The 24,327-nt window shown below is 38.5% G+C and carries 22 protein-coding genes, 1 tRNA gene and 1 rRNA gene; 11 read left to right on the top strand and 13 right to left on the bottom strand.

What is annotated here, in order from left to right:
* Positions 1–205: 205 nt before the first annotated feature.
* The 6 genes from tsaD to PI85_RS20150 all read right to left on the bottom strand — a co-directional run bounded on the left by tsaD (position 206) and on the right by PI85_RS20150 (position 4,036).
* On the bottom strand, positions 206–1,222 hold the full coding sequence (tsaD, locus tag PI85_RS20175; RefSeq protein ID WP_036127396.1) for a tRNA (adenosine(37)-N6)-threonylcarbamoyltransferase complex transferase subunit TsaD: 1,017 nt from the start codon (positions 1,220–1,222) through the stop codon (positions 206–208).
* Positions 1,222–1,674, bottom strand: a complete 453-nt coding sequence (gene rimI, locus PI85_RS20170) for a ribosomal protein S18-alanine N-acetyltransferase (protein WP_036120951.1) — start codon at positions 1,672–1,674, stop codon at positions 1,222–1,224. The genes tsaD and rimI overlap by 1 nt, the downstream gene beginning before the upstream one ends.
* Positions 1,667–2,374 (bottom strand): tRNA (adenosine(37)-N6)-threonylcarbamoyltransferase complex dimerization subunit type 1 TsaB, encoded by a 708-nt coding sequence (gene tsaB / locus PI85_RS20165; RefSeq protein ID WP_036120953.1) that lies wholly within the window; start codon positions 2,372–2,374, stop codon positions 1,667–1,669. The genes rimI and tsaB overlap by 8 nt, the downstream gene beginning before the upstream one ends.
* Positions 2,371–2,820, bottom strand: a complete 450-nt coding sequence (tsaE, locus tag PI85_RS20160; RefSeq protein WP_036127398.1) for a tRNA (adenosine(37)-N6)-threonylcarbamoyltransferase complex ATPase subunit type 1 TsaE — start codon at positions 2,818–2,820, stop codon at positions 2,371–2,373. The genes tsaB and tsaE overlap by 4 nt, the downstream gene beginning before the upstream one ends.
* 331 nt (positions 2,821–3,151) lie before the next feature.
* On the bottom strand, positions 3,152–3,490 hold the full coding sequence (locus PI85_RS20155) for a hypothetical protein (protein ID WP_036120956.1): 339 nt from the start codon (positions 3,488–3,490) through the stop codon (positions 3,152–3,154).
* 470 nt (positions 3,491–3,960) lie between these two features.
* Positions 3,961–4,036, bottom strand: a tRNA-Asp gene (locus PI85_RS20150).
* 150 nt (positions 4,037–4,186) lie between these two features.
* On the opposite strand from PI85_RS20150, the gene opp3b reads away from it, so the two are divergent.
* Genes opp3b through PI85_RS20130 form a run of 4 tightly spaced genes read left to right on the top strand, consistent with a single transcriptional unit; the run spans position 4,187 to position 8,510 of the window.
* Positions 4,187–5,116 (top strand): oligopeptide ABC transporter permease, encoded by a 930-nt coding sequence (opp3b, locus tag PI85_RS20145; RefSeq protein ID WP_036120959.1) that lies wholly within the window; start codon positions 4,187–4,189, stop codon positions 5,114–5,116.
* Positions 5,113–6,144: an oligopeptide ABC transporter permease gene (opp3C, locus tag PI85_RS20140; protein WP_036120962.1), complete on the top strand. Its 1,032-nt coding sequence runs from the start codon at positions 5,113–5,115 to the stop codon at positions 6,142–6,144. Before opp3b ends, opp3C begins: the two co-directional genes overlap by 4 nt.
* 12 nt (positions 6,145–6,156) lie before the next feature.
* Positions 6,157–8,148 (top strand): ABC transporter ATP-binding protein, encoded by a 1,992-nt coding sequence (locus PI85_RS25180; protein ID WP_042737429.1) that lies wholly within the window; start codon positions 6,157–6,159, stop codon positions 8,146–8,148.
* A complete protein-coding gene (locus PI85_RS20130; RefSeq protein WP_235318518.1) occupies positions 8,145–8,510 on the top strand; it encodes a DUF3899 domain-containing protein in 366 nt (121 codons plus the stop codon). The genes PI85_RS25180 and PI85_RS20130 overlap by 4 nt, the downstream gene beginning before the upstream one ends.
* 41 nt (positions 8,511–8,551) lie before the next feature.
* Here PI85_RS20130 and PI85_RS20125 read toward each other — a convergent pair whose 3' ends face one another.
* Complete coding sequence (locus PI85_RS20125) at positions 8,552–10,234, bottom strand: peptide ABC transporter substrate-binding protein (RefSeq protein WP_036120964.1); 1,683 nt, start codon at positions 10,232–10,234, stop codon at positions 8,552–8,554.
* 135 nt (positions 10,235–10,369) lie between these two features.
* On the opposite strand from PI85_RS20125, the gene PI85_RS20120 reads away from it, so the two are divergent.
* Together PI85_RS20120 and rpoN are read left to right on the top strand one after the other, a co-directional pair.
* On the top strand, positions 10,370–11,434 hold the full coding sequence (locus PI85_RS20120; protein WP_036120966.1) for a Xaa-Pro peptidase family protein: 1,065 nt from the start codon (positions 10,370–10,372) through the stop codon (positions 11,432–11,434).
* Between the two features lie 180 nt (positions 11,435–11,614).
* A complete protein-coding gene (gene rpoN, locus PI85_RS20115; protein ID WP_036120968.1) occupies positions 11,615–12,901 on the top strand; it encodes an RNA polymerase factor sigma-54 in 1,287 nt (428 codons plus the stop codon).
* Positions 12,902–12,962: 61 nt separating this feature from the next.
* Here rpoN and PI85_RS20110 read toward each other — a convergent pair whose 3' ends face one another.
* Genes PI85_RS20110 through PI85_RS20090 form a run of 5 tightly spaced genes read right to left on the bottom strand, consistent with a single transcriptional unit; the run spans position 12,963 to position 18,474 of the window.
* A complete protein-coding gene (locus tag PI85_RS20110; protein ID WP_036120975.1) occupies positions 12,963–14,444 on the bottom strand; it encodes an aldehyde dehydrogenase family protein in 1,482 nt (493 codons plus the stop codon).
* An 18-nt stretch (positions 14,445–14,462) separates the two neighbouring features.
* On the bottom strand, positions 14,463–15,365 hold the full coding sequence (dapA, locus tag PI85_RS20105) for a 4-hydroxy-tetrahydrodipicolinate synthase (RefSeq protein ID WP_036120978.1): 903 nt from the start codon (positions 15,363–15,365) through the stop codon (positions 14,463–14,465).
* A gap of 26 nt (positions 15,366–15,391) precedes the next feature.
* Positions 15,392–16,264 carry a proline racemase family protein gene (locus tag PI85_RS20100; protein ID WP_036120981.1) on the bottom strand — a complete coding sequence of 291 codons (873 nt, stop codon included), beginning with the start codon at positions 16,262–16,264 and terminating at the stop codon, positions 15,392–15,394.
* Between the two features lie 12 nt (positions 16,265–16,276).
* Positions 16,277–17,296: a proline racemase family protein gene (locus PI85_RS20095; protein WP_036120984.1), complete on the bottom strand. Its 1,020-nt coding sequence runs from the start codon at positions 17,294–17,296 to the stop codon at positions 16,277–16,279.
* Positions 17,293–18,474: an FAD-binding oxidoreductase gene (locus PI85_RS20090; RefSeq protein ID WP_036120986.1), complete on the bottom strand. Its 1,182-nt coding sequence runs from the start codon at positions 18,472–18,474 to the stop codon at positions 17,293–17,295. Before PI85_RS20090 ends, PI85_RS20095 begins: the two co-directional genes overlap by 4 nt.
* A 152-nt stretch (positions 18,475–18,626) precedes the next feature.
* Here PI85_RS20090 and PI85_RS20085 point away from each other — a divergent pair, with 152 nt between their 5' ends.
* The 5 genes from PI85_RS20085 to PI85_RS20065 all read left to right on the top strand — a co-directional run bounded on the left by PI85_RS20085 (position 18,627) and on the right by PI85_RS20065 (position 24,018).
* On the top strand, positions 18,627–20,333 hold the full coding sequence (locus PI85_RS20085) for a sigma-54-dependent Fis family transcriptional regulator (RefSeq protein WP_036120990.1): 1,707 nt from the start codon (positions 18,627–18,629) through the stop codon (positions 20,331–20,333).
* A 140-nt stretch (positions 20,334–20,473) separates the two neighbouring features.
* Positions 20,474–20,740, top strand: coding sequence for a (2Fe-2S)-binding protein (locus tag PI85_RS20080; RefSeq protein WP_036120992.1), 267 nt, complete (start codon positions 20,474–20,476; stop codon positions 20,738–20,740).
* The gene (locus PI85_RS20075) at positions 20,740–21,081 is read left to right on the top strand and encodes a (2Fe-2S)-binding protein (protein ID WP_036120995.1); all 342 of its coding nucleotides are present in this window, start codon (positions 20,740–20,742) and stop codon (positions 21,079–21,081) included. The genes PI85_RS20080 and PI85_RS20075 overlap by 1 nt, the downstream gene beginning before the upstream one ends.
* Positions 21,071–22,291, top strand: coding sequence for an NAD(P)/FAD-dependent oxidoreductase (locus tag PI85_RS20070; RefSeq protein WP_036120998.1), 1,221 nt, complete (start codon positions 21,071–21,073; stop codon positions 22,289–22,291). The genes PI85_RS20075 and PI85_RS20070 overlap by 11 nt, the downstream gene beginning before the upstream one ends.
* A 275-nt stretch (positions 22,292–22,566) precedes the next feature.
* On the top strand, positions 22,567–24,018 hold the full coding sequence (locus PI85_RS20065) for a sodium:alanine symporter family protein (RefSeq protein ID WP_036121001.1): 1,452 nt from the start codon (positions 22,567–22,569) through the stop codon (positions 24,016–24,018).
* A 44-nt stretch (positions 24,019–24,062) separates the two neighbouring features.
* On the opposite strand, the gene rrf is transcribed toward PI85_RS20065, so the two are convergent.
* Positions 24,063–24,178, bottom strand: a 5S ribosomal RNA gene (gene rrf, locus PI85_RS20060).
* Between the last annotated feature and the right edge of the window lie 149 nt (positions 24,179–24,327).

Genomic DNA, 24,327 nt, shown 5'->3' with positions numbered 1-24,327 from the left:
GTTATGCACAAGTTATCAACAATTTGTGCATAAGTACGCGTGTTCGGTATTCAGTTCGCTCTACTACCTGTGGATAATTTTCTGAAAAATTCGTCAATTAAAGTGTTTCATTGGATGTTTCTCTTCGCTACATTCATTTTTTATCAACAAATTTTCGACAATAAAAAAAGAGATATCTTCAATAAGATACCTCCTTCATTTACTACTACACCCAGGATTTTAACTCCATTCCTGGACGACCGTTCATCATTAAGTTTCCTCGGATTCCTGCTTCATACATTGGCATCGCTACTGCTCCAATCATTGCAGCATTATCTGTACACAATTTGAGTGGTGGTACAAAAAACGCAATCCCTTCCTCAGCGAACACTGTCTCTAATGAAGCACGTAAGCCTTTATTGGCTGCTACACCACCAGCTGCAATGACCTGCTTCACCTGATATTCGCGAGCGGCACGCAATGTTTTCGCTGTTAGTACTTCGACAACACTTTCCTGAAAGCCCTTTGCTACAGCGGCTGGAGAAATTGCTTCGCCGCGTTGATCCATATTATGTTTATAATTAATGACCGCTGATTTTAAGCCACTAAAACTAAAATCATAAGATCCTTCCTCTAACCACACTCTTGGAAATGGAACAGCCTCTTCGCCCTCATGAGCAAGCTGATCAATGCGTGGGCCACCTGGATAGGGTAAATTTAAAACTCGTGCCACTTTATCATATGCCTCACCGGCTGCATCATCTCTTGTTTCACCGATAACCTCAAAGGAGCCATGTTCCTTCATATAAACAAGCTCCGTATGCCCACCTGATACAACAAGTGCCAATAATGGAAATTCCATTGGCTGGACTAGAGCATTGGCATAAATATGACCTGCAATATGATGCACACCGATAATCGGTAAATTGTTGGCAAATGCAAACGCCTTAGCCGCGTTTATGCCAATTAGCAACGCACCGACTAAACCTGGACCCTCCGTAACGGCAACAGCATCTAAATCGGCTGGCTTTATATTCGCTTGTGCTAATGCTTCCTCAATAACCACTGTAATTTGTTCAACATGATGACGTGAAGCGATTTCAGGAACTACGCCACCAAATCGCTTATGGCTTTCTATTTGTGAAGCAACAACATTCGAAACAATTTCATGACCATTTCGAATAATTGCGGCAGCTGTCTCATCACAGCTCGATTCTATTGCTAATATCAATCCATTATTCATTATAAATTCACCCACATGACAAGGGCATCCTCCCCGTTATCAGTATAATAGCCTTTCCGTATACCACCATCTTGGTAAAGAAGCTTGCGATAGAGATTTTGTGCAACTACATTTGTTACACGTACCTCAAGCGTCATGACTTCCATTCCATGTAAACGCGCTATATGCATCGCCTCACGCATTAATCCTTCGCCTATCCCTCTGCCACGAGCCTGCTCAATCACAGCTACATTTGTTATTTGAGCTGCATCTATGACCATCCACATTCCACAAAAACCAATAATACTACCCTCTTCATCTATAGCCAGCACATAATGCGCATACTGATTTTCATGCACTTCGTAGTAAAAGGAATCTAACGTCCATGGTACTGGAAATGAAGCCAATTCTATTTCATAAACTGCTGGCACATCGTCAGAAACCATTTTTCGATAAGTTACATTCCTACTCATGTTTCTTCTCCTTCTGTTCTTTCAGCCAGTTCGCCTCAGCCTCGGCAATCCGTTTATATTGTGGAACGAAGTGATGGGTAGCTTCGACACTTGGCAACTCCATTTTCGTCGCTAGATGAATGACTTCCGTTGCGCGTGGCAAGTCAATACTAAATGGTGCACGTACTGCATGTTCACCAAGTATTTGCACAATATTCTCCCAAAATATATCAACATCTGTTCCTACAAATAGAATAGGTTGCTCTAATGCCTTTAAACGCACTAATAAATCATCAATATGTGCATGATGATCCTCCACAAGTGCTTCTAATGTCTCACCTTGATAAACTGCCGTATAGACATTGCCTCTTCTAGCATCAAAAATTGGACAAATTAATCCATTATAAAGGGCAGCGTTGGCAGCTAATGTTTTTAAACTAGATACGCCGACTAAGGGTTTCTGTAATGTCCATGCTAATGTCTTTGCTAATGTCACACCTATACGGACACCCGTATAAGAACCTGGTCCTTCAGATACTGCGATCGCATCCAAGTCATTCGGCCTTACATCTATTCGTGCCAAGATTTCTTCAATCGCTGGCATCGCACCTGCAGAATGCGTTAATTTTATATTTTGTACCATCTCGGCCACTACTTTGCCGTCCTTTACAACTGCAATGGAAAGTGGTGTATTTGCTGTTTCTATTCCTAACCAAATCATTTCATTAGCTCCTCACATAGTGCCTCATAGCGTTCTCCACGAGGTATTAACACAAAGCGTCGTTCATTTTCTCCGATTCGGTAAATCTCGATCGCTAGACGATCCTGTGGCAAATCCTGTTCAATTAAATGCGCCCATTCGACCACTGATACCGCATCTCCATAAAACAGCTCATCCCAACCAAGGTCTTCATCACTTTCTGCTAACCTATATACATCTAAATGATTAAACGGTACTCTTCCCTCATACTGCTTAATAATCGTAAATGTAGGACTGTTGACTGTTCGTTTGACCCCCAGCCCCTTCGCCAAGGCTTTCGTAAATGTTGTCTTGCCCGCGCCTAGATCACCTTCTAATGTAATCGTATCTTGAGCTTCTAGTTTATTCGCAAGTTTGCAGGCAAAACGTTCTGTATCATCAATTGAATTCATGATTAATTCATACATATTCTTTTTTCCTCTCATCACTACATTACCTCTAGTTTACCTAAACTAGCCAAAATGTTCAAAGCATCCAATACCATTATACTTGCTTTGATTGCGCTCGTTAAAAAGCTCTTTTAATAACAGCAGTGAGGTGACACGATGAAAACAAAAACACGACTTCTCTGATGAAGACGTGTCAGACTGTACAATGAAAAAAGTAAAGCTGCTGATTTCCACTACGCGAATGCTTTCCAGTGAATGTGATAAGAGAACAAAAACCATCGAGAGTGAATTTTCCCGATGGCTTTTGTCTACATGTTGAGATGCCTTCTTTTACAAAGACATTTTACAATTATCGATTGGAATGGCCTTTTACAGCTATGATCTCTTTAGCAATTAATTTATCATCCTTAAATTTCACTATATAAGCCTGAGTCAACAAAGTTTCATCATTCCAACGGTATTCATTATTTTTCACCTTTTTACCTGCGCCACCTGCTGTCTCTACTACCTCAATATATGACATATCATTTTTTAATTTCTCAAATTCTACTTCGTTCATATTTTTTTGCCAGTGATACGTATTTGCTTCTTCAATCTCTATAATAGGATCTCCACAGCCTACCATCATAATCATGGAACCAATAAGCAAAGGTACATAAAAATGGTTTAAGAAATGGTCTTTGCCCATATAAACACCTCCGTAGCCAATCCAATTACTTCTAATTTTTACCCATCGTTTTAATTTTAGAAACATATCTCATTTTACCTTATAAAACCGTCATCATTTATCGGTAATTTTTACTATCTTTAGATAATGTTAAATATATACAATTCATTAGTTTCATTTCAATAATACAAGTGATTTCATTGGGATTGGGCGTATTTTGAGTGACAGTAGTGGGGCCATTTAGGGCAATAGATGTTATTTTATTAAAATCAATAGGAGGTAGGTCATAAACCCTTCACCAAATGTAAAGCTTTTCACCTCTATGTTTATACCCTGCGAACTAGGTCTTCATAAAGTGACACTTTCACAATTGAAATAAATGCTTGAATAAATTTTATGGTTGACAGCTAGTCGGCAAGAAAATTCTCATTCAATACAAAAAAGCTCTTATGACTGTAACAGTACATAAGAGCGAACATATCAATTTTAAATGGCGGTCCCGACCGGGATCGAACCGGCGATCTCCTGCGTGACAGGCAGGCATGTTAACCGCTACACCACGGGACCTCTTTAAGACATTTATAAATATATCATATAAGAAAAAGGTATGCAATATATATTTTCATATTTTTTCTTCTCTTATTTTTCTAACAATTGGCATCAATCTTGCAAATAAATTAATAGTTTCAACACACTATTTAGTAGGAGGCTGGTGCCATGGTTCGGTACATATTTACACGAATTGGCTATATGATCATTACACTTTTTATTATTATCCTGCTGTCATTTTTATTAATGAAGGCTTTGCCCGGTTCACCATTTAATGATGAACGCCTTCCAGAGACGCAAAAAGAGCTGCTTTACAAAAAATATGGATTAGACAAGCCGGTCCCTGTGCAATTTGGTATTTATTTAACGAATCTTGTACAAGGAGATTTAGGTGTTTCTTTTGTCTTTGATAATCGACCAGTGACTAAGATTATTCAGGAACGTATTGGTGCATCAGCTATTTTGGGCTTTCAAGCCATTCTAGTAGGTACAATTATTGGTCTTTTTTTAGGCATTATAGCTGCTCTAAGACACAACACGATTATTGACTATGGCGCTACAATACTAGCCGTACTAGGCATATCCATTCCATCATTTGTTTTTGCAGGTTTTTTACAGTATTGGGTTGGCGTTAAATTGGGCTGGTTACCCATTGCCTTTTGGAATGGCTTTGAGTACTCCATTTTACCAACAATTGCTTTAGCAGTAGGAGTAATTGCTACAATTGCTCGTTTCACGCGCATTGAAATGCTAGAAGTCCTTAGTCAAGAATACATTTTAACCTCAAAAGCAAAAGGATTATCAAAGCCTATTATTATTACAAAGCATGGGATTCGAAATGCCATGATCCCTATCGTGACTATTATTGGTCCGTTAACCGTGAACACTATTACTGGTTCACTTGTTATTGAAAAGATATTCAGTATTCCAGGTTTAGGTGAGCAATTTGTTAATTCAATTATTACGAATGATTATCAGCTCATTATGGGGACAACTATTTTTTATGCGGTATTATTTGTAACCGTCATTTTAATCATCGATATTTTATACGGTTTGATTGATCCCCGCATTCGTGTGATGGGAGGCGATAAGGCATGACCATAAAACTGACAGATGGTACAACGAAGAGTCATCCAAAGGAGTTATTTGAATATGCAACGCAAACTGATATTACAGATGATTTCACCTATCGTCCTGAGCAATCATTTTGGCAGGATGCTTGGCGTGGTTTGCGAAAAAATAAAGCAGCTATCGTTGGGCTATGTACTATTATCATTGTTCTATTACTTGCCATTTTAGGACCTTTTATGAATAGCCATGGCTATGACGAACAAAATATTGCGCGTACCAATTTACCGCCAAAAATTCCTGTCCTTGAGAATATTTCTTTCTTAGGCTTGAATGGTGTCGATAGCCGCGGCATAGACCAATATGAAGCGAAAGGTATTGAAGAATATTTTTGGTTCGGTACAGATGAATTAGGGCGAGATCTTTGGACACGTGTATGGGAAGGAACAAGAATTTCTCTTTATATAGCTTTTTTAGCAGCAACCATCGATCTCATTATAGGCGTTGCTTATGGGGCTGTTTCAGCATTTTATGGTGGTCGAACAGATACTATCATGCAACGTATTATTGAAGTGTTAGTGGGTATCCCCGGACTAATTGTGAACATTCTTCTGATCCTTATTTTAAAGCCTGGCATTATTTCAATTACGATTGCAATGGTGATCGTAGGATGGATTAGTATGGCTCGAATTGTTCGCGCACAAATTCTGAAGTTAAAAACGTATGAATATGTACTTGCTTCACGAACACTCGGTGCTAGTAACCAGCGTCTCATATGGAAGCATTTAATTCCCAATACGCTTGGACCAATTATCGTTGCGACCACATTTACTATCCCAGGTGCTATTTTCACAGAGGCTTTATTAAGCTTTATTGGACTAGGGCTACAACCTCCAACCGCTTCTTTGGGAACAATTGTTAATGATTCATATAAACTATTAAGAATTTATCCACATGGCATGATTGTCTCATCTATTGTCATTAGTTTAATTATGATTAGCTTTAATTTACTCGGTGATGGACTGCGTGATGCATTCGATCCAAAAACTCGTAAATAGGAGGTGCTCTAAATGAAAAAAATAATAGAGGTAAAAAATTTAAGTGTTTCCTTCAACACGTATAATGGTGAGGTACAAGCCGTACGTAATATATCATTTGATTTATTTGAAGGTGAAACCTTAGCCATTGTAGGCGAGTCTGGCTCTGGAAAATCAGTTACGTCGAAAAGCCTTCTTCGCCTCAATCCAACCGAGTCCACCATGATAAAAAGCGGACATATTTTTTATGATGGACATGATATTTTATCTTCCAGTGAACAAGAAATTCGAGCAATACGCGGAGCTGAGATCGCTATGATTTTCCAGGATCCCATGACTGCCTTAAACCCTACGATGACGATTGGTCACCAAATTGCAGAAAGTATAAAAAAACATACGACTTTACGTGGCCGACACATAACTAACCGTGTTATAGAACTATTGCAACTTGTCGGTATTAAAGAAGCTGATAAACGATATAAACAATACCCACATCAATTTTCTGGAGGTATGCGCCAGCGAATAGTCATTGCCATGGCTCTTGCTTGTGAGCCACGTATCATCATTGCTGATGAGCCTACCACAGCACTAGATGTTTCGATCCAAGCACAGATTTTAGAATTATTAAAAAATCTACAACAAAAAATGAATTTATCCATTATCTTTATTACCCACGATTTAGGTGTTGTCGCTAAAATGGCCGATCGCGTTGCCGTGATGTATGCTGGAAAAATCATTGAAATTGGCTTAGTTGATGAAATATTTTATCAATGTCAGCACCCTTATACACAAGGGCTACTCGCAGCCATGCCTAATCCAGATATTCATACTAACTCATTATATGCCATTCCTGGAACGCCACCAAACCTGCTTCACCCCCCTACTGGTGACGCCTTTGCAGCTCGTAATAAACATGCCTTAAAAATTGACTTTATAGAGGAGCCACCTATGTTTCAGGTCAGCGACACTCATTTCGCTGCCACTTGGTTATTGCATGAACACGCACCGAAAATAGTACCGGTTCACCAACAGCTTGCTCAAGTACAGCAAGAGAAGCGTCAGGCACCAGCTATCTTTGATAAAGAACATCCCTATTTATCATTAAAAGAGGTTAAGCAGCACTTTTCTTTAAGTAAAAACATGGTTAATAAAGCGGTAGATGGCATTACTTTCGATATTTATAAAGGAGAAATTTTTGGTCTTGTAGGAGAATCCGGATGTGGTAAATCGACAACGGGACGTTCCATTATTGGACTCCATGCGATTACTAGTGGTGACATTCACGTTGATGGCCGTAATATCAATGACCATCAAACAAAAAAAGACAAGCTTGCCTTCAATAGCAAGGTGCAAATGATTTTTCAAGATCCCTATTCTTCTCTCAATCCACGTATGAAGATAATGGATATTATTGCAGAAGGATTGGCTATCCATGAAGTACCTAAAAGTGAATGGAAGTCAAAAATATATGAGCTATTAAACATAGTCGGATTAACAAAGGAGTATGCAAACCGTTATCCACACGAACTTAGTGGTGGCCAGCGTCAGCGTATTGGTATTGCACGTGCTCTAGCTGTAGAGCCTGAACTCATCATTGCAGACGAGCCTATCTCTGCATTGGACGTTTCCATTCAGGCACAAATAGTGAATCTGCTAAAAAAGTTACAGCAAGAACGTGGGTTGACCTATCTTTTTATTGCACATGATTTGTCAATGGTGAAGTATATTAGTGATCGTATTGGTGTGATGTATCGAGGGAAAATCGTTGAGCTAGCGGACAGTCAAGAACTCTATGATCACCCCGTACACCCTTATACAAAATCATTATTATCGGCCATCCCATTACCAGATCCTAAGCTAGAGCGAGACCGCAAACGCATTTTTTTTAATGAAGCTACCTATCAAGCTAACCGAAATATTGAAGGTGAAAGCTTTGTTGAGATACGGCCTGGTCACTTTGTTATGCTGACAGAGGAGGAGCTTGTCCAATACCGTTCAGCACAAGAAGGAGGTATATTACTTTGAAATTAAAGACCTTCCTCTTACTTGCTAGCGGTATAATCACAGTTTCCCTCAGCTATACCTGGCTCCTCCACCAACCAATCACTTTTTTAACGATAATTGACAATATTTTCCTCACTTCACTTACTTCTACAATTGTAGGTGCTTCATTGGTTGTTGTACAAGGTGGGCTTTTTAATGGCATCGCCTATAGTTTCAAACGTTTTTTTGCACGTGTTACTAAAAATGGTGTCTATGCCTTGGAATTAGATGGAGATTTAGAATATGTTCATGCTCCGACCTATACCTTCACTTATCCGCTACTACTAGCAGGTATACTTGGCTGCTCAGTGACAGCCATTTTATCTATAGTTTTCTATCTATAAATGAAAAATGCTGTCCTCTCGTGAAAAGAGGACAGCACTTTTTATTTTACAATTTCTACCCATTTATAGCTTATGTCAGCTGAGAATGGATGCTCATATAAGTTTTTCACATATGGTTTTGTCAAACGACTTAACCCTTTTTGGAATGTTGGGGCAAATGCTACATCTTCCATCATTAATTTTTCGGCTTGCTGCATAAGTTCCCAACGCTCGGTAACATTAGAGGTAGTTTTTGCTTGTTTAATAAGTGCATCAACTTTTTCATTTTTATAGTTAGATTGATTATAATAAGCCGTTGACTCAAATAATTCAATATAAGTCATAGGGTCTTGATAGTCAGGGCCCCAGCCACCATAGTCTAAATCAAAATCAACAGCCCCTTCTAATGCAAGCTTTTGCTTATTCGGCTGCATATTAATTGTTAGTTCTAAGCCTTCTAAATTCGTCTCCAATTGGTTTTTAATAAATTCAGCGGCTTTTTTAGATTCTGCACGGTCATATGTTAAAAACTCCAGCTTTACTTGGTCTACACCAAGTTCCTTTAAGCCAGTAGCCCACGTTTCCTTCGCTAGCTCGATATTTGTTTTATTCATATCGCCGTTGCCATCACGGAAATCATTCCCCTTGTCATCTGTTGATAATCCCTGAGGTACTAAATAGTAAGCAGGAATGGAACCATCCTGTAATATCACATCAGCGAATCCTTGTTTGTCCCATGCCATATCAATGGCCTTACGAATGTTTAGATTAGATAAATATTTATTTTCATGATTCATACGAATAAAATACGTATTTGGCTTTAAAAACGTTGAATACTCTGGATTGTCTTTATATTGAGCAACATATTCACTAGATAACTCGGCAGTGTCTATTTCACCAGCTTCATAGAGGTTGACAGCCGTTGCCGTATCTTTCACTATTTTCTGCGTGATTTTAGTGAGCTTTACCGTGTCTTTATCCCAATAACTTTCATTTTTGACGAACGTCCATCCTTGCCCATGTTGCCAAGACTCCATCATGAATGGTCCATTATAGATCATATTTTCCGCTTCTAGTGCATATTGATCGCCTTGGGACTCTGTAAATTCTTTATTTAATGGGAAGAACGGTGCATACGTTGTTAAGCTAATAAAGTATGGGATCGGCGCATTTAGCTGCACTTCTAACGTTTCATCATTTATTGCTTTAATACCGATTTCCTCCACCTTACCATAAAGGGGATCTTCTTCTGTTTGCACATTGGCAGCATTTTTTATATCTAGCATTAAGTATGAATAGATTGCTTGAGTTTCGGGATTTATAGCTCTTTTCCATGCATACTCAAAATCATGTGCTGTCACTGGAGTCCCATTACTCCACACAGCATCTTTACGTATTTTAAATGTATATACTGTACCATCCTCAGAAACTTCATGTGACTCTGCCATACCTGGGATGGGTGTATTTTCAGGACCTATACGATATAATCCCTCAAATACTGAGTTCATTGCCGTCACAGCAAGTGCATCTACACTCCCTAAAGAACTCATCGTCGTTAAATCTCCTGTTGCCACTAAATGAAGTTCCTGTGAGGCAATAGTGTCTTCCCCATCAGAAGATGCTTGGTCTGTTTCATTATTATTTGTAGTATTTCCAGAAGTGGTGTTATCTTTGCCGTAACAACCGACCAATACAACGAGCATTAATGCTAACAATACGAAGAGCCATTTTGTTTTTTTAGCCATCCTCAAAACCCCTTTAATTTTATTGCACGAAAGAAATCGCACTATAAAAATCTATGCAATTTCCATGCCGATTCTAATTTTTTAAAAATTGGCACAGATTTTGCATTATACTTTCATTAAAGGGGGAATGACAACATGTCAAAACTAGAACAATTACGAAATGCTATACAAGCACAAGGTACAAGCGCAATTATTATTACAAATGCTCAAAACCGACGTTATTTAACAGGATTTACAGGAAGTGCAGGAACGGTTGTAGTAACTAACACACGAGCACTTTTATTGGTGGACTTCCGCTATACACAGCAAGCAACAGAGCAAAGTAAAACATTTGAGGTTCATGAAATTGATCGCAGCCGTTTATATGAAACGATTCAAGAAATTTTAGAACAGGAATCCATTCAAACTGTTGGCTTTGAACAACATCACGTCACTTACTACACGTATCAATTAATGGCTAATAAATTAACAGCAACATTAAAGCCTTTATCTACTATTGTGGAGGATTTACGTATGATTAAGACACCAGAGGAAATTGAAATTATGAAGAAAGCAGCTTGGATTTCAGATGAAGCCTTTAAGCATATTTTGACATTCATTAAACCTGGTGTTACAGAAATCGAAATTGCCAATGAGCTAGAATCCCATATGCGTAAAAATGGTGCTACTGGCGCTGCATTTGATATGATTGTCGCTTCTGGTCATCGCTCTGCTCTACCACATGGCGTGGCATCTTCGAAAATTATTGAGCAAGGTGATATGCTTACACTTGATTTTGGCGCTTATTATGAAGGCTATCGTTCTGACATGACAAGAACTATTGCTGTCGGCGAGCCCCCTGAACAATTAAAAGAAATATATCAAATTGTTTATGACTCCTTGCAACACGCCCTTTCTAATATGAAGGCTGGTATTACTGGTCGACAGGCAGATAGCTATACACGTGACTATATTACAACTAAAGGCTATGGAGAAAATTACGGACATGGAGCAGGTCATGGCATCGGTCTAGATATTCACGAAAATATTTTCATGTCGACAGTTTGTGAAGACGTTTTAGAGGAGAATATGGTGCTTACAGTTGAGCCAGGCATTTATGTTCCACAAGTTGGTGGTGTTCGTATAGAGGATGATGTCATCATTACAAAAGACGGTGTTGAAATAATTACACACTCGCCAAAAGAACTCATTATTTTATAATTTCTTTACACTTACCCTATAGATGTTTACTTTTTTTTACACTTTTTAAAACCATTTATTTCAAGATTTTAAGCTTATTATTGAAAGCTAATGATTCATTTCGTTGCACATGTCAAAGTTTCTTGTCACTATATTTTTCTAAGTTAGTTAGATAGATTGATAGAGAATCGAGGTTTAAGTATGCAACTTTCTATTAAACAAACACAAGAATTACAAATCGTTATGTCTACCCAACTTCGTCAGGCAATCGAGCTACTCCAATACTCAACTCAGGAATTAGAACAATATATACGTGAACAAGAGCTCGTTAATCCGTTAATCGAGCTAAGTGAACCAGCACTTAAAGAGCATCTACAGATTCCAAAAATGAGTAGCGGACACTATAACAATTGGCATCTTTCTACAAAATGTGAAAAAAATATTCGTGATGAGCTGTTCCAGCAGGTCAGGCTAACATTTGATAATGAAAAAGACATTCAGCTCTTAAAACATATTATTTATCATTTAGATGACAATGGTTATTATGAGCAACCTATACAAACTTCTTATAATGACCTAGAAATAGAAAAGGGCGTTCATTTATTACAAACGATTGGTCCTTTAGGAATGGGTGCACGTAATTTAAAGGAATGTTTACTATTACAAACTATTTATTGTCCTAACAGCCCTGCTCATGCCGATACTATTATTTCTAATTATCTAGAAGAGCTTGCTCATAATAATTGGAAGAAAATATTAAAAGAGCTGGATATAACACTAAATGACTTACAAATGATCTATCTTTTTATACAATCATTACAGCCAAAACTAAGCTCATTATTTTATCAGGAATTGGTACATACGACGATACCAGATATTATTGTTGATATTGTTGACGGTGGGATCACCTTTTCATTGAACGACTATTATTTACCAAAGATTAGTATTCACGCTGACTACTTTCCTTATATAAAAGCTCATTCCTCAGAAAAGAGTTATTTTAAAAAACACTTAGCTGACTACCACTGGCTAGTGAACAGCATTGAACAACGTCGAAATACAATGATCAATATTATGAAGGCCCTTATTGAAAAGCAAAAAAATTTCTTTCTGAATGGCTTCGACGCCATGCAACCACTTACGTTGCGTGAAATTGCTGACCAAATAGATGTTCATGAATCGACGGTAAGTCGTATTACAACAAATAAATATGTACAAACTGCTTTTGGCACCTTTGAATTAAAGGAATTATTCAGCTCTAAATTGTCGACAGCCAATGGTCAGAGTGTATCACAAATAAAGGTGAAGTCTTTGCTGTCAGACTATATCAAGTCAGAAAATAAGGCTAAGCCCTTCTCCGATCAAAAAATAGCTGAATATTTTAACGCTGCTTTAGGCATTGAAATATCTCGACGTACCATTGCCAAATACCGCGAGGACATGAGTATCCCGTCCTCTGCACGGCGTAAAATAATACCCTTTCAATAACGAGAAAAGGAGCTACCTATTGAAGATAGCTCCTTTTCCTTCTTTCATGCAAACTCGCTTATTATTGCTTCATATTAACAAATACACTTTTCACCTCAGTGTAATTGGACAATCCATATTCACCGCCCATTTCACGACCAATCCCTGACTGTTTGTAACCTCCAAATGGCATCGTTTCCCATTCTAACCCAAAATCATTAATCCATACTGTCCCTGCTTGTAGTTTACTAGCAATATAATGTGCCTTTTTCACATTTTCAGTCCAAATGCTTGCAGCAAGTCCATACTTACTATTATTAGCGCGTGCAATTACTTCATCTACTGTATCAAACGATAGAATGGACATAACAGGTCCGAAAATCTCTTCTTGGGCAATTGTCATCGTGTCCTGAACATCAGCAAAGATAGTTGGTTGGACAAAATATCCCTTTGGTAGTGCTCGATCACCACCAGCTACTAAGCGAGCACCCTCCTCTTTTCCCTTTTCGATAAAATGAAGAACAGTGTTTAATTGCTTTTGTGACACTAATGGACCCATATCTGTTTCTGGGTCTAAGCCTGGCCCTACCTTCAATGCTTTAGCCTTTTCTGCGAGTCGTTCAATGAATTGATTGTATAGACTACTATGCACAAATACCCGTGTACATGCGCTACAGTTTTGGCCATGATTGTACATCGTCCCAGCAAATGTTCCTTCTATTGCTTCCTCGACATCTGCATCTGGTAACACAATAGCAGGAGATTTCCCCCCAAGCTCTAATGTGATACTTTTCACATCATCAGCAGCCTTTTTCATCACGTGTATTCCTGTCTTTGTTGATCCTGTGAAGGCTACTTTTGCTACACCTTTATGAGTAACAATCGCTTCGCCCGCTTCTCCAGTACCTGGTACAATATTTACTACACCGTCTGGAAAACCAGCTTGTTTCATTAATTGCCCCACATATAATAATGACAATGGCGTTTCAGCCGCTGGTTTGATGACAACCGTACATCCTACAGCTAACGCTGAACCAAGCTTCCATGCCGCCATTGCAAGAGGAAAATTCCAAGGAATAATTTGACCTACAACTCCAACGGGCTCATGTACAATGTAATTCAAATAATCTTTCGACACTTGTACAGTCTGGCCTGTAATTTTTGTTGCCCAGCCCGCATAATAACGAAAATGTTGAACTGTGCCATCCACATCATCTGCAAGAGCAGTTTTAAATGGTTTTCCATTGTCTAATGATTCAAGCTGTGCTAGCTCTTCACGATGTTCTTCTAGTAAATCTGCCAATTTATAAATAATTCGTGAGCGTTCAGCTGCCTCCATCGTTGACCATTCACCATCAAATGCTTTTCGAGCAGCTTCTACTGCAAGATCAATATCTTCTGCTTGTGCTTCGCTTACTACCGCAATGACCTCTTCATTAGCAGGATTTAAAACATTCAATGCTTTACCTGATTGAGCTCGCACATATTCACCATTGATATACAAGCCGATCGTGGACTGTAGAAATTCCTTTACTTGTGGTTTTAATGTCAACACTGCCTCCATCATTCATCCTCCTTTGCATTAATAATGTTCAATTGCCAGTACGTCTAAATTAGTCATAATTGCTTTAAGCTGGGCATCTTCTTCCTCTGTTAGTGGGAGTCTTGGTAGACGACAAGGCCCTCCTGCCCATCCTTTTAGTTCCATTGCACGTTTAGTAATTTGTACATATTTACCCGATCCCTCTAAAAATGCACATAAAGGTAATAAGCGATCATAAATTGCCCAAGCTGCCTCTAAGTTCCCTTCTTTTACTTGACTATATAATTTTGTCACAAGCTCTGGCACAATATTTCCAGAAACAGAAATCCACCCAACAGCCCCAACAAAAAATGATTCGATAGCTAAATCCTCCGAGCCACAAAATACTTTTATATCATCTCGGCCTTGACGTACGATATCACGCGCTTTTCCAATATTGCCGCTTGATTCTTTAATATGTGTAATATTGGGAACATCTCTACCTACTTTTAAAATCGTTTCTAAGCCAATATCTACCCCCGAAGTAAACGGATTATTATAGATCATAATAGGGAAGCTTACAGATTCGGCTACTGATTTAAAATGAACATATATTTCATCATCTTTTGGATGTGCGTAATAGGAATTAATTAATAATGCTGCATCTGCTCCCGCCTGTTCTGCTTGCTGTGTATAGATAATTGCCTCTGCAGTTGTTTCAGCTGCTGTACCAACAATCAATGTAATTCGCCCTTTAATTTGATCTACAGCTACTTCTACTGCTTTAAACCGTTCTTCTTTCGTTAAACTTACAAATTCACCTGTACTACCGTTAATAGCAATACCTGTTACCCCTGCTTCAATAAAATGTTCAATATTTTGACGGAAACCATCCCAATCAATATCCGTTTGATTTTTCATCGGCGTTACTAATACAGGAAATACACCTTCTAGTTTTTTCATCTTTATTCCTCCTCTATCTTCTTTTATTACACAATGATAAATCCACGCTGCAAAGGATCTTCACGATCCACTACAAATTGATGGATTCCTGTGATATAACCTGTTAATGCAATTTCGTAGCCAGCTTCATGCTTTTGTATAATTCCAATGCTGCTACCAAAAATACTGTCATTTTTTTTGACAGCTTCTTCCCCTAAAACTGCTATTAACGCCAGTGTACTGTCTACACCGGGTGAACGTAATATATAGCCATCTCGTTCAAAGGTAACAGACCTGACAGAGCCATGTAACTGTTCATACATAATGACCCCATCTGCCTTACTATATTTCTCCCTTTCTAGTAATCCCCACGTACTGATTTCTGCTAATTCTTCTAAAACAATGGCTTTAATTTGCCGTGGCTTTTCGACCACCATGTAGCGTCGTTCATTATCAATAATGATTTGCTCACCTTCTAAATGTGCTGGCTTCACTACTAAATGAACGGATAATACGGCATCTCTCTTTTCAGAAAGTTTGACGTGGGCTTCATAGACGCCTTTGACTGTTTCAATAGAGTAAGTATTATTTTTTGAGAGTTCTATTGTTCCTTGCTCAATCAATGCTGTCATCGTGGCTACAAGTGCCTCATACTTAAAATTTGTAGAAGCTGCATGCTGGAAAAATAATAAGCGATAAGAAGCAATAGCGGATGGTAAAACAAGGCAGCCATTCATTCCACGGTGTCCTCGTGGCTCATTCAAAAGCTGTTGTTTTGTATCTTCAAATTGTGTATTTAACTGATGATCCGCTTCCAAAATATCTTCATGCATAAGCATGATTGGGGATTGCACTATGATGCGAAAGGCTTCTCCCACTACTTGTGTATCTATCGTTTGAAAAGACTTATGAAAATTCATGTTTATCCTCCCTTAGTGATCCATTGGCGGAATCATCAAATAGCCCTCTTTTAGTGGGTCCTGATCATTGTAAAAGAAACGATGCATCCCCATTACCCATGCTGATCCTGTTACCTCCGGAATAACAGCTGTTAAACCACTAATTGTTACTTCTTCTAATACACGTGCTTTAAACATTGTCCCCACAATACTTTCATAAACGAAGGACTCATGGAGATCGAGCTTATTTTTTGAGTAGAGTGTAGCAATTTTGGCAGATGTACCAGTGCCACAAGGAGAACGGTCAATTCCTCCTGGCGGAACAACAACTGTATTTTTTAAATCTGCAGATGGGTTAACTGGATCTGTATAAAACTCAATATGTGTAAGCCCACGGATAAATGAGAATTCAGGATGGACAATATCCTCCTTAGCATTTACAGTATTGCGGAGGCGAATAGCCGTGTTAATAATCTTCGTCGAGTTGTCTACAGCTAAGTCTAGATTGATTTTTCTAGCATCAATAATGCCGTAAAAGTTCCCTCCATACGCTATTTCACATTCCACTACACCTAGCTCAGCATCATTGATTTCAATCGTTTTTAATAAAAAGGATGGTACGTTTTTAAAGGTCACTTCCTTCGCTACTCCATCATCCACTTTAATTTGTACATCAATTAAACCTGCAGGTGTGTCCAATTTTATGTTTGTATAGGGTGTAATGACCTCTATTAAATTTGCTTCAATTAGTGCTGTACAAACCCCTATTGTGTCATGTCCACACATTGGTAAATAACCACCTGTTTCTATATAAATCACGCCAATATGGGCTTCGGGGTGGCAAGGATCTGTAATGATAACGCCTGACATTACGCTATGTCCTCGTGGCTCATTCATAAGAAATTTTCGAATCCAGTCATAGTTTTCTTGCATAAATAACATTTTTTCTGACATAGTTTTGCCTTCAAGCTTGGGCATACCACTTATTAATGAACGTGTTGGATTTCCACCCGTATGAGTATCAATCGTCGTAAATAGCTTTTGAAAATTCATTTATGAAGGACTCCTTTCTGAAAACGACTAAGATGAACCGGTTCAGTAGGAATACATGTATCTTTGTGCTGGAGTAATTCTTGGATAAGCTTTCCGGTAACTGCAGCTAAGCTAATGCCATCTCCTTCATGACCCGCTGCAATATAGAAGCCAGGTATTTCTTCTACTTCACAAATAATAGGTAAGTGATCTTCTGTCCATGGTCTTAATCCTGCATATGTACGAATAATCGACATATCAGCAATTTTTGGATAGAAACGCACTGCACGTCTAGCAATCATTTTTGCCACATCATGATTCACCCTCGTGTCAAAGCCTACAAATTCACGACTACTCCCTATTAAAAAATTCTGTGCCTCTGTCGGTTCAAACACTAAGGCTACTCCATATTTTTCAATATCCGCATCCACCTTACGCTCTCCACCAAACTTTGAAATTAAATAACCAAATTCCATAACTTTTCTTAGCCCAACTGGTTGCTGACGTGATGCGACCAGTATATGACCTTTGCGAGGTTTAATGGGAATATCAATACCAAGCATTTGTCCAATAAATGGTGCCCAAATTCCGCATGCATTAATGACTTTATTGGCGGTTATCCATCCGTCATTCGTTTCAAGTAAAAATGTATGATCTGGCTGTTTTTTAATACGCTTGACCTCTGTTTGTTTTTTTATCTTTGCCCCTAACTGTTCAGCTGAATGAAACATAGAAAATGTCAGCATGTATGGGTTCACTGTTGAATCAGTTTTACATTCCAATCCACCGTATAAGTCATCTGCGAAGTATTTTGATTCGTTCCGCAAATCCTCACGATCTAACATCGTAAAATCTAACCCCGCCTCTTGTTGGCGATTAACCCATTGTTGTGCAGCCTCCATCTCTAGCTCACTTTCACAAACAAGGATGCTGCCCGGATTTCGGTATTCAAAGCTCATATCTAATTCTCTATTTAGTTCATGAACCAATCTTTGACTGACTAAAGACATTTGACTGTCGAAGCCAGGATCTTTATCAATAGCTAAAATATTGCCATCACAACGAGAAGAAGTCCCACTCGCAAGTTCGTTTTTTTCAAGTATTGTGATATCTAAGCCAGCCTTTGCGCAATAATAAGCTATTGCTCCACCAATAATGCCACCGCCAATAATTACGATATCATGATGGGATTTCTTCATATCTCCCTCCTCCTTTCTATTCATGACTGTATGATGCAAAAAACATGCCAATCTATCAAACTCGAATTTGTTTGATAAACTAGGCACTATATGTCAAAATTATTTATATTATTCAAAATAATTGGACAAATGAACAATGAGGGGGGCTTATCTTGCATCCATATCATTTAATAATGAATAAAATAGTAAAACGTAACTTTGCTATTACAACTACTGACGACATTGTGTCCAAAATAAACGATGTCAGCAAACAATATTTTGTGATAGAAAATAATAAACCCTATGGAGCAATTCGCGGTAAAAAGAAAAATGATGTTCACTATGTTGCCTGTCTTACCATCCAGTCGAATTGCCCGCTTAAAATCGCCATTGAATATATGAAGGACTACGAATTTTTACTAGTTTGTAATGATGAAAAGCAATATTTAGGATATTTATGGAGAGAGTCCTTAACATACGACCTTGCCTATGAATTAGAATGCGGAAATGCTTATTTACAAGCCATATTAAATACTATTAATGAATCATGTACGGTCATAGATGCTGAACAAAATGTTATTTATTGGACGAAAGGAGCTGAAAGCATTTTTTCAGTATCCGGAGAAAATATTATCGGTAAGCCAATCACTCACTTTTTCAAAGAAGATCAACTAGAAATTTTACATACTTTACAGCATAGAAAATCTGTCTATCAACAGCAGCATTTTCCGCGGGAGGATCTCGTCGTCATGATTAACTCTAATCCTGTTATGCTGCAGGATAAGACAATAGGAGCGGTGGTTGCTGAAACAGATATTACCCATGTCAAAAAATTAAACGAAGAGCTTCATATTACCTCTGAGAAATTGTTAAATTTAGAGAAACAGATGAATACGAATGGCCTAGCCTTTGACCCATTCACCCTTATTCGTGGTAATAGTCCAAAGCTTAAAGAAGTATTAGAAAAAGTAAAAAAGGTCGCAGAAACCGAGGCAAATATTTTAATTTACGGAGAGAGTGGCGTTGGTAAAGAACTGTTTGCACGTGCAGTTCACGCTATTCGAGAAAAGTCTGAGGCACCCTTTGTTGCTATCAATTGCGGGGCCATTCCAAGCGGTCTGTTTGAAAGTGAGATTTTTGGCTATGAAAAAGGAGCTTTTTCTGGCGCCCATCAAAAGGGGAAAAAAGGTAAAGTGGAGCTTGCACGTGGGGGTACTTTATTTTTAGATGAAATTGGTGAGATGCCGCTAGACATGCAAGTCAAGATTTTACGACTGCTTCAGGAAAAAACTTTTTATACAGTTGGCGGTACAAAGGAAATGGACGTCGAATTTAATTTAGTAGCAGCTACTAATAGAGATTTGAAGCAATTAGTGGCAGAAGGCAAATTTAGAGAAGATTTATATTATCGACTGAATGTAGTGAATTTCACAGTCCCCCCTCTTAGAGAACGGGCATCAGATATATTAGAAATAAGCAATTACTTCTTATATGAAAAGTCGATTAAATATAATCGACCTATTCAAGGTATCCCAACTGAAATAGCAAATGTTCTTTTAAAATACCACTGGCCAGGCAATGTGCGTGAGTTATCGAATGTTATCGAGCGACTCGTTGTTTTTTCTGATGAGGGTGCCATTCATATGGAAGATCTCCCTACTGATATTTTAGCGGTGATGCCAAAAGATGAAACATTGGACGCTAAGAGGGAGTTTCCTCTAGGGACAGGGCTCCACCATCAGCTTGAGCATTATGAACGAGAAATAATATTAGACCAACTTGCTAAAGTAAATGGTAATAAAAAAACATGCGCTAAAATTTTAGGTATTACTCGTGCCACTTTATACAACCGATTAAACAAATTAAACATAGATGTCTAATTTCTTTGAATAGATGTCAATATTTCTATACACATCTATCGCATCCACCTAGATTTACTTTTCGTAGCTATTTTCTTTTCTTTGGCATAATTTTTGCATTATGTACTATGTTAAGTATTTTTTATAGTAGAGGTGGAACTATGCAAAATAAATCTATAATTGTATGCCGTTGTGAAGAAATTAGTTACGATGAATTAGTTGAAAGCGCATCAAAATATAAGTGCTCTGCACGAGAACTGAAATTACGAACGCGTGCAGGTATGGGTTATTGTGGCGGTCGTACATGCCGTACTATGGTAGATACAATTGCCAATCTTCATCATCCTCGTAAAAATGATGAAGTTTCATTAAAACATCAAGCCCCTATTCGACCAGTACGATTCTCCGACTTAGGGGAGGTTAACTGATGACAGAACGTATATTAAACCACCCCATTTTAGGGAACATAATACAAAGAGAAAAAGTGACCTTTACTTTTGACGATCATGAGTTTGAAGGTTACCAAGGTGAGTCTCTAGCGGCTGCCTTGCTAGCACAAGGAATACGGACTTTACGTTTGCACGAAGAAACTGGGCAGCCTCGAGGTATTTATTGTAATATTGGACATTGTTTTGAATGCCGTGTCACTGTAAATGGCTTAGAGGGCGAACGAGCATGCTTAACCCCTCTCTCAGATGGGATGGTTGTAAAAAGTGGACAGACACTTCCTACGACAGTAAGAGACTGGAGGAAGAATCATGAACAATAAAGTAGTTATTATTGGGGCTGGTCCTGCTGGGCTTGCGGCGGCCATTACATTAGCGGAAAAAAATATTGCAGTCCTTGTTATCGATGAATATTTATATGCAGGAGGTCGATTACTGGGACAATTATATGAAGAAAAGCCAGGAACATGGTGGAATGGCATTGTAGAATCTGAACGTTTAGTAGAACGTGCTAAAGCAGTCCATGTTGAGTTTTTATTACAAACAAGTGTATCCGACTTAGAAAAAATAGATGAAATGTGGATCATTCATACAACCAAAGGTGTATTTCGCACCCAACATCTGCTACTAGCTACTGGAGCTGCCGAATCGCCTTTCCCAATTCCAGGTTGGACGCTACCAGGGGTATTGTCTGTTGGAGCAGCACAAGTTATGACAAATGTGCATCGTGTGAAGCCAGGTAAACGTGGCGTCATTGTCGGAGTTAATGTGCTTTCTTCAGCTATTGCCATGGAATTACAATTAGCAGGGGTTCAGGTAGCCGCTATTACATTACCCCCTGCTAACTTGTTAACAGAAGGGAATAGCAATCCCTTAGAAGTTATGAACTCATTATTGCATGTAGCTCATATGGCTCCCTCCCCTTTTGTTAAGATGGGTAGCAAATTCATAAAAAATGACTTTATGAAAAAACTCGGTATTACCTTTTATCCTAAAAATGGTGTAAAAATGTGGGGTATACCTATTATGTTGCGTAAAGCGGTTATTGAAATCGTAGGTAAAGATCAGGTCGAAGGGGTCGTTTTAGCAACTGTGAATACAGACGGCTCTATTGTGAAAGGTAGCGAACAACGTATCAAAGCTGATTTTATTTGTATCGCCGGTGGCCTTTACCCTCTAGCAGAGCTTGCTTCTGTAGCAGGTTGTCCATTTCATTATATCGAACAATTAGGTGGGTTCATTCCTTTGCATAATGAACAAATGGAAACTAATTTAGAGGGATTGTATGTAGCTGGAAATATTACAGGAATTGAAGGAGCCAAGGTAGCATTAGCGCAGGGGGAAGTTGCAGCACTTACAATTGCTCAACGCCTCAATGGAGGAGCATCCAATCATGATATTAAGCTTGCCATCCAAGCTGTTGAAAAAACAAGAGCCACTGCACATATTCAATTTCATCCAGAAATTTTAGCTGGTCGTCAGCAGATGAAACAAATTTGGAATGAAACTGTTGGGTCTCTTACTATTCATTAAAAAACTATATGAAAGTGTAAAAGTCTTTTTCTCATCTTCATGAGTAAAAGGCTTTTTTGCTTTATGGCATAAAACATGCAATACATAGGGTGAGCTTTAAATTCATGAAGGGAGGCTTCCGCCATTTAAACATATGTCTGAACAAAAGCCTTATACACGCCTCATTCATATGGCAGGCATAATTCGCGTGAGGAAATGATTGCTGGTGATGTATAGTACACAAATTTTAGAGTGATAATTAGGATTTTGATTTAAGAAAAAAGGGGGAAACATCTATGGAGACAATCGTTAATACATTGGTCGATTATATTTGGGGAAATGCACTTGTATACTTAGCATTAGGGGTAGGTCTTTACTTTACCGTCCTAACAAAAGCTGTTCAATTTCGTTATATCCCTGAGATGATTCGATTATTACGTGAACGCAAAGAGTCAAAAGAAGGAATCTCATCATTCCAAGCGTTTTGTATGGCATTGTCTGGGCGAGTTGGTGTTGGCAATATCGCAGGAGTGGCTACGGCAATTGCTGCTGGTGGACCAGGCGCAGTATTTTGGATGGGTGTTATGGCATTTCTAGGGGGTGCAAGTGCATTTATTGAATCAACACTTGCCCAATTATATAAAGAAAAGGCTGATGATCAGTATCGTGGTGGTTCTCCATACTATATCGAAAAGGGTTTAAGACTAAAGGGTTTTGCTATATTTGTTGCGTTTGTTATCTGTCTTTCATATGGTGTTCTAGTACCGGGAATCCAGGCGAACACAATTGCCACTTCATTTAATACGGCTTTTCATATTCCACCCTTTATCACAGGTGCCCTAATCGTTATTCTTTTGGGATTAATCATATTCGGCGGTGTAAAACGCATAGCACGTGTTGCAGATAAAGTTGTGCCAATTATGGCACTTGCCTATGTAATTTTAACACTCATTATATTAGGAGCGAATGTAAGTGAAATTCCAGATATGGTTAAACTTATACTGACAAGTGCCTTTGGTACAAATGCAATTTTTGGAGGTATAGTGGGGACTGCCATCGCCTGGGGTGTAAGACGCTCGGTATTTTCAAACGTAGCTGGAGCAGGAGAAGCAACATTTAGTTCTGCTGCTGCTGAAGTATCTCATCCAGCTAAACAAGGTTTAGTCCAAGGGTTTTCCATCTATATTGATACAATTATTGTCTGTACGGCTACAGCTTTAATGATTCTCATAACAGGTATGTATAATGTTACTCCTCCTGGAACAACGACACCGTTAGTTGAAAATATACCAGGCGTTGTAGCAGGTACTGCTTATACACAAGCAGCAGTATCTACAGTATTTAATGATTTTGGAAGTGGATTCGTAGCTATAGCAATTTTCCTCTTCGCATTCACTACTTTAATGGCATATTATTATATTGCAGAGACAACTATTGTATATTTAGATAAAAAGCTTCGCTTCCCGTTTTTAAAATTAGTATTAAAAGTAATCTTCTTACTAGTTGTTTATGTTGGAAGTGTTCAATCTGTCAGTCTTATGTGGGGGCTTGGAGACATTGGATTTGGGAGTATGAGTTATTTGAACTTTATTGCTATTGTATTATTAACGAAACCAGCGATTCGAGTTTTACAAGATTATGATCGACAAAAAAAGGCTGGCCTCGATCCTATTTTTGATCCAAGAGAAGCTGGTATTAAAAATGCTGAGTTCTGGATAGAATATAGCAATAAGCATAAAAAGAAATGAATAGAAATAAAAAAACAGTCAGCACACAGCTGACTGTTTTTATTGCCTAGCGACGTCCTACTCTCACAGGGGGAAGCCCCCAACTACCATCGGCGCTAAAGAGCTTAACTTCCGTGTTCGGTATGGGAACGGGTGTGACCTCTTTGCCATCATCACTAGACTATAGTCGGCTTTCAATATACATCGTATTTCTTCGTCAGCTGCTGTCGTTCAGTCAGTCACGTACTTAAAGTACGCTCCTTCCCTCTCTCCATTGCTTCCTCGAACTACTCGTATCTTGAAACCCTTCATAAAAGAAATTATTCTTTC

It is taken from the genome of Lysinibacillus sp. A1 (assembly GCF_000801965.1).
GTDB lineage: Bacteria > Bacillota > Bacilli > Bacillales_A > Planococcaceae > Lysinibacillus > Lysinibacillus fusiformis.
This window is presented reverse-complemented; position numbering and strand designations above follow the sequence as displayed.

Bases quoted from the DNA above. Each gene is read 5' to 3' on its own strand.
- rpoN (WP_036120968.1), top strand. From the start codon at position 11,615: ATGCAACTTTCTATTAAACAAACACAAGAATTACAAATCGTTATGTCT.
- opp3b (WP_036120959.1), top strand. From the start codon at position 4,187: ATGGTTCGGTACATATTTACACGAATTGGCTATATGATCATTACACTT.
- tsaE (WP_036127398.1), bottom strand. From the start codon at position 2,820: ATGTATGAATTAATCATGAATTCAATTGATGATACAGAACGTTTTGCC.
- PI85_RS20090 (WP_036120986.1), bottom strand. From the start codon at position 18,474: ATGAAGAAATCCCATCATGATATCGTAATTATTGGCGGTGGCATTATT.
- PI85_RS20095 (WP_036120984.1), bottom strand. From the start codon at position 17,296: ATGAATTTTCAAAAGCTATTTACGACGATTGATACTCATACGGGTGGA.
- PI85_RS20070 (WP_036120998.1), top strand. From the start codon at position 21,071: ATGAACAATAAAGTAGTTATTATTGGGGCTGGTCCTGCTGGGCTTGCG.
- dapA (WP_036120978.1), bottom strand. From the start codon at position 15,365: ATGAAAAAACTAGAAGGTGTATTTCCTGTATTAGTAACGCCGATGAAA.
- tsaD (WP_036127396.1), bottom strand. From the start codon at position 1,222: ATGAATAATGGATTGATATTAGCAATAGAATCGAGCTGTGATGAGACA.
- PI85_RS20110 (WP_036120975.1), bottom strand. From the start codon at position 14,444: ATGGAGGCAGTGTTGACATTAAAACCACAAGTAAAGGAATTTCTACAG.
- PI85_RS20125 (WP_036120964.1), bottom strand. From the start codon at position 10,234: ATGGCTAAAAAAACAAAATGGCTCTTCGTATTGTTAGCATTAATGCTC.
- tsaB (WP_036120953.1), bottom strand. From the start codon at position 2,374: ATGATTTGGTTAGGAATAGAAACAGCAAATACACCACTTTCCATTGCA.
- PI85_RS20080 (WP_036120992.1), top strand. From the start codon at position 20,474: ATGCAAAATAAATCTATAATTGTATGCCGTTGTGAAGAAATTAGTTAC.
- PI85_RS20075 (WP_036120995.1), top strand. From the start codon at position 20,740: ATGACAGAACGTATATTAAACCACCCCATTTTAGGGAACATAATACAA.
- PI85_RS25180 (WP_042737429.1), top strand. From the start codon at position 6,157: ATGAAAAAAATAATAGAGGTAAAAAATTTAAGTGTTTCCTTCAACACG.
- PI85_RS20155 (WP_036120956.1), bottom strand. From the start codon at position 3,490: ATGGGCAAAGACCATTTCTTAAACCATTTTTATGTACCTTTGCTTATT.
- rimI (WP_036120951.1), bottom strand. From the start codon at position 1,674: ATGAGTAGGAATGTAACTTATCGAAAAATGGTTTCTGACGATGTGCCA.
- opp3C (WP_036120962.1), top strand. From the start codon at position 5,113: ATGACCATAAAACTGACAGATGGTACAACGAAGAGTCATCCAAAGGAG.
- PI85_RS20100 (WP_036120981.1), bottom strand. From the start codon at position 16,264: ATGAATTTTCATAAGTCTTTTCAAACGATAGATACACAAGTAGTGGGA.
- PI85_RS20065 (WP_036121001.1), top strand. From the start codon at position 22,567: ATGGAGACAATCGTTAATACATTGGTCGATTATATTTGGGGAAATGCA.
- PI85_RS20120 (WP_036120966.1), top strand. From the start codon at position 10,370: ATGTCAAAACTAGAACAATTACGAAATGCTATACAAGCACAAGGTACA.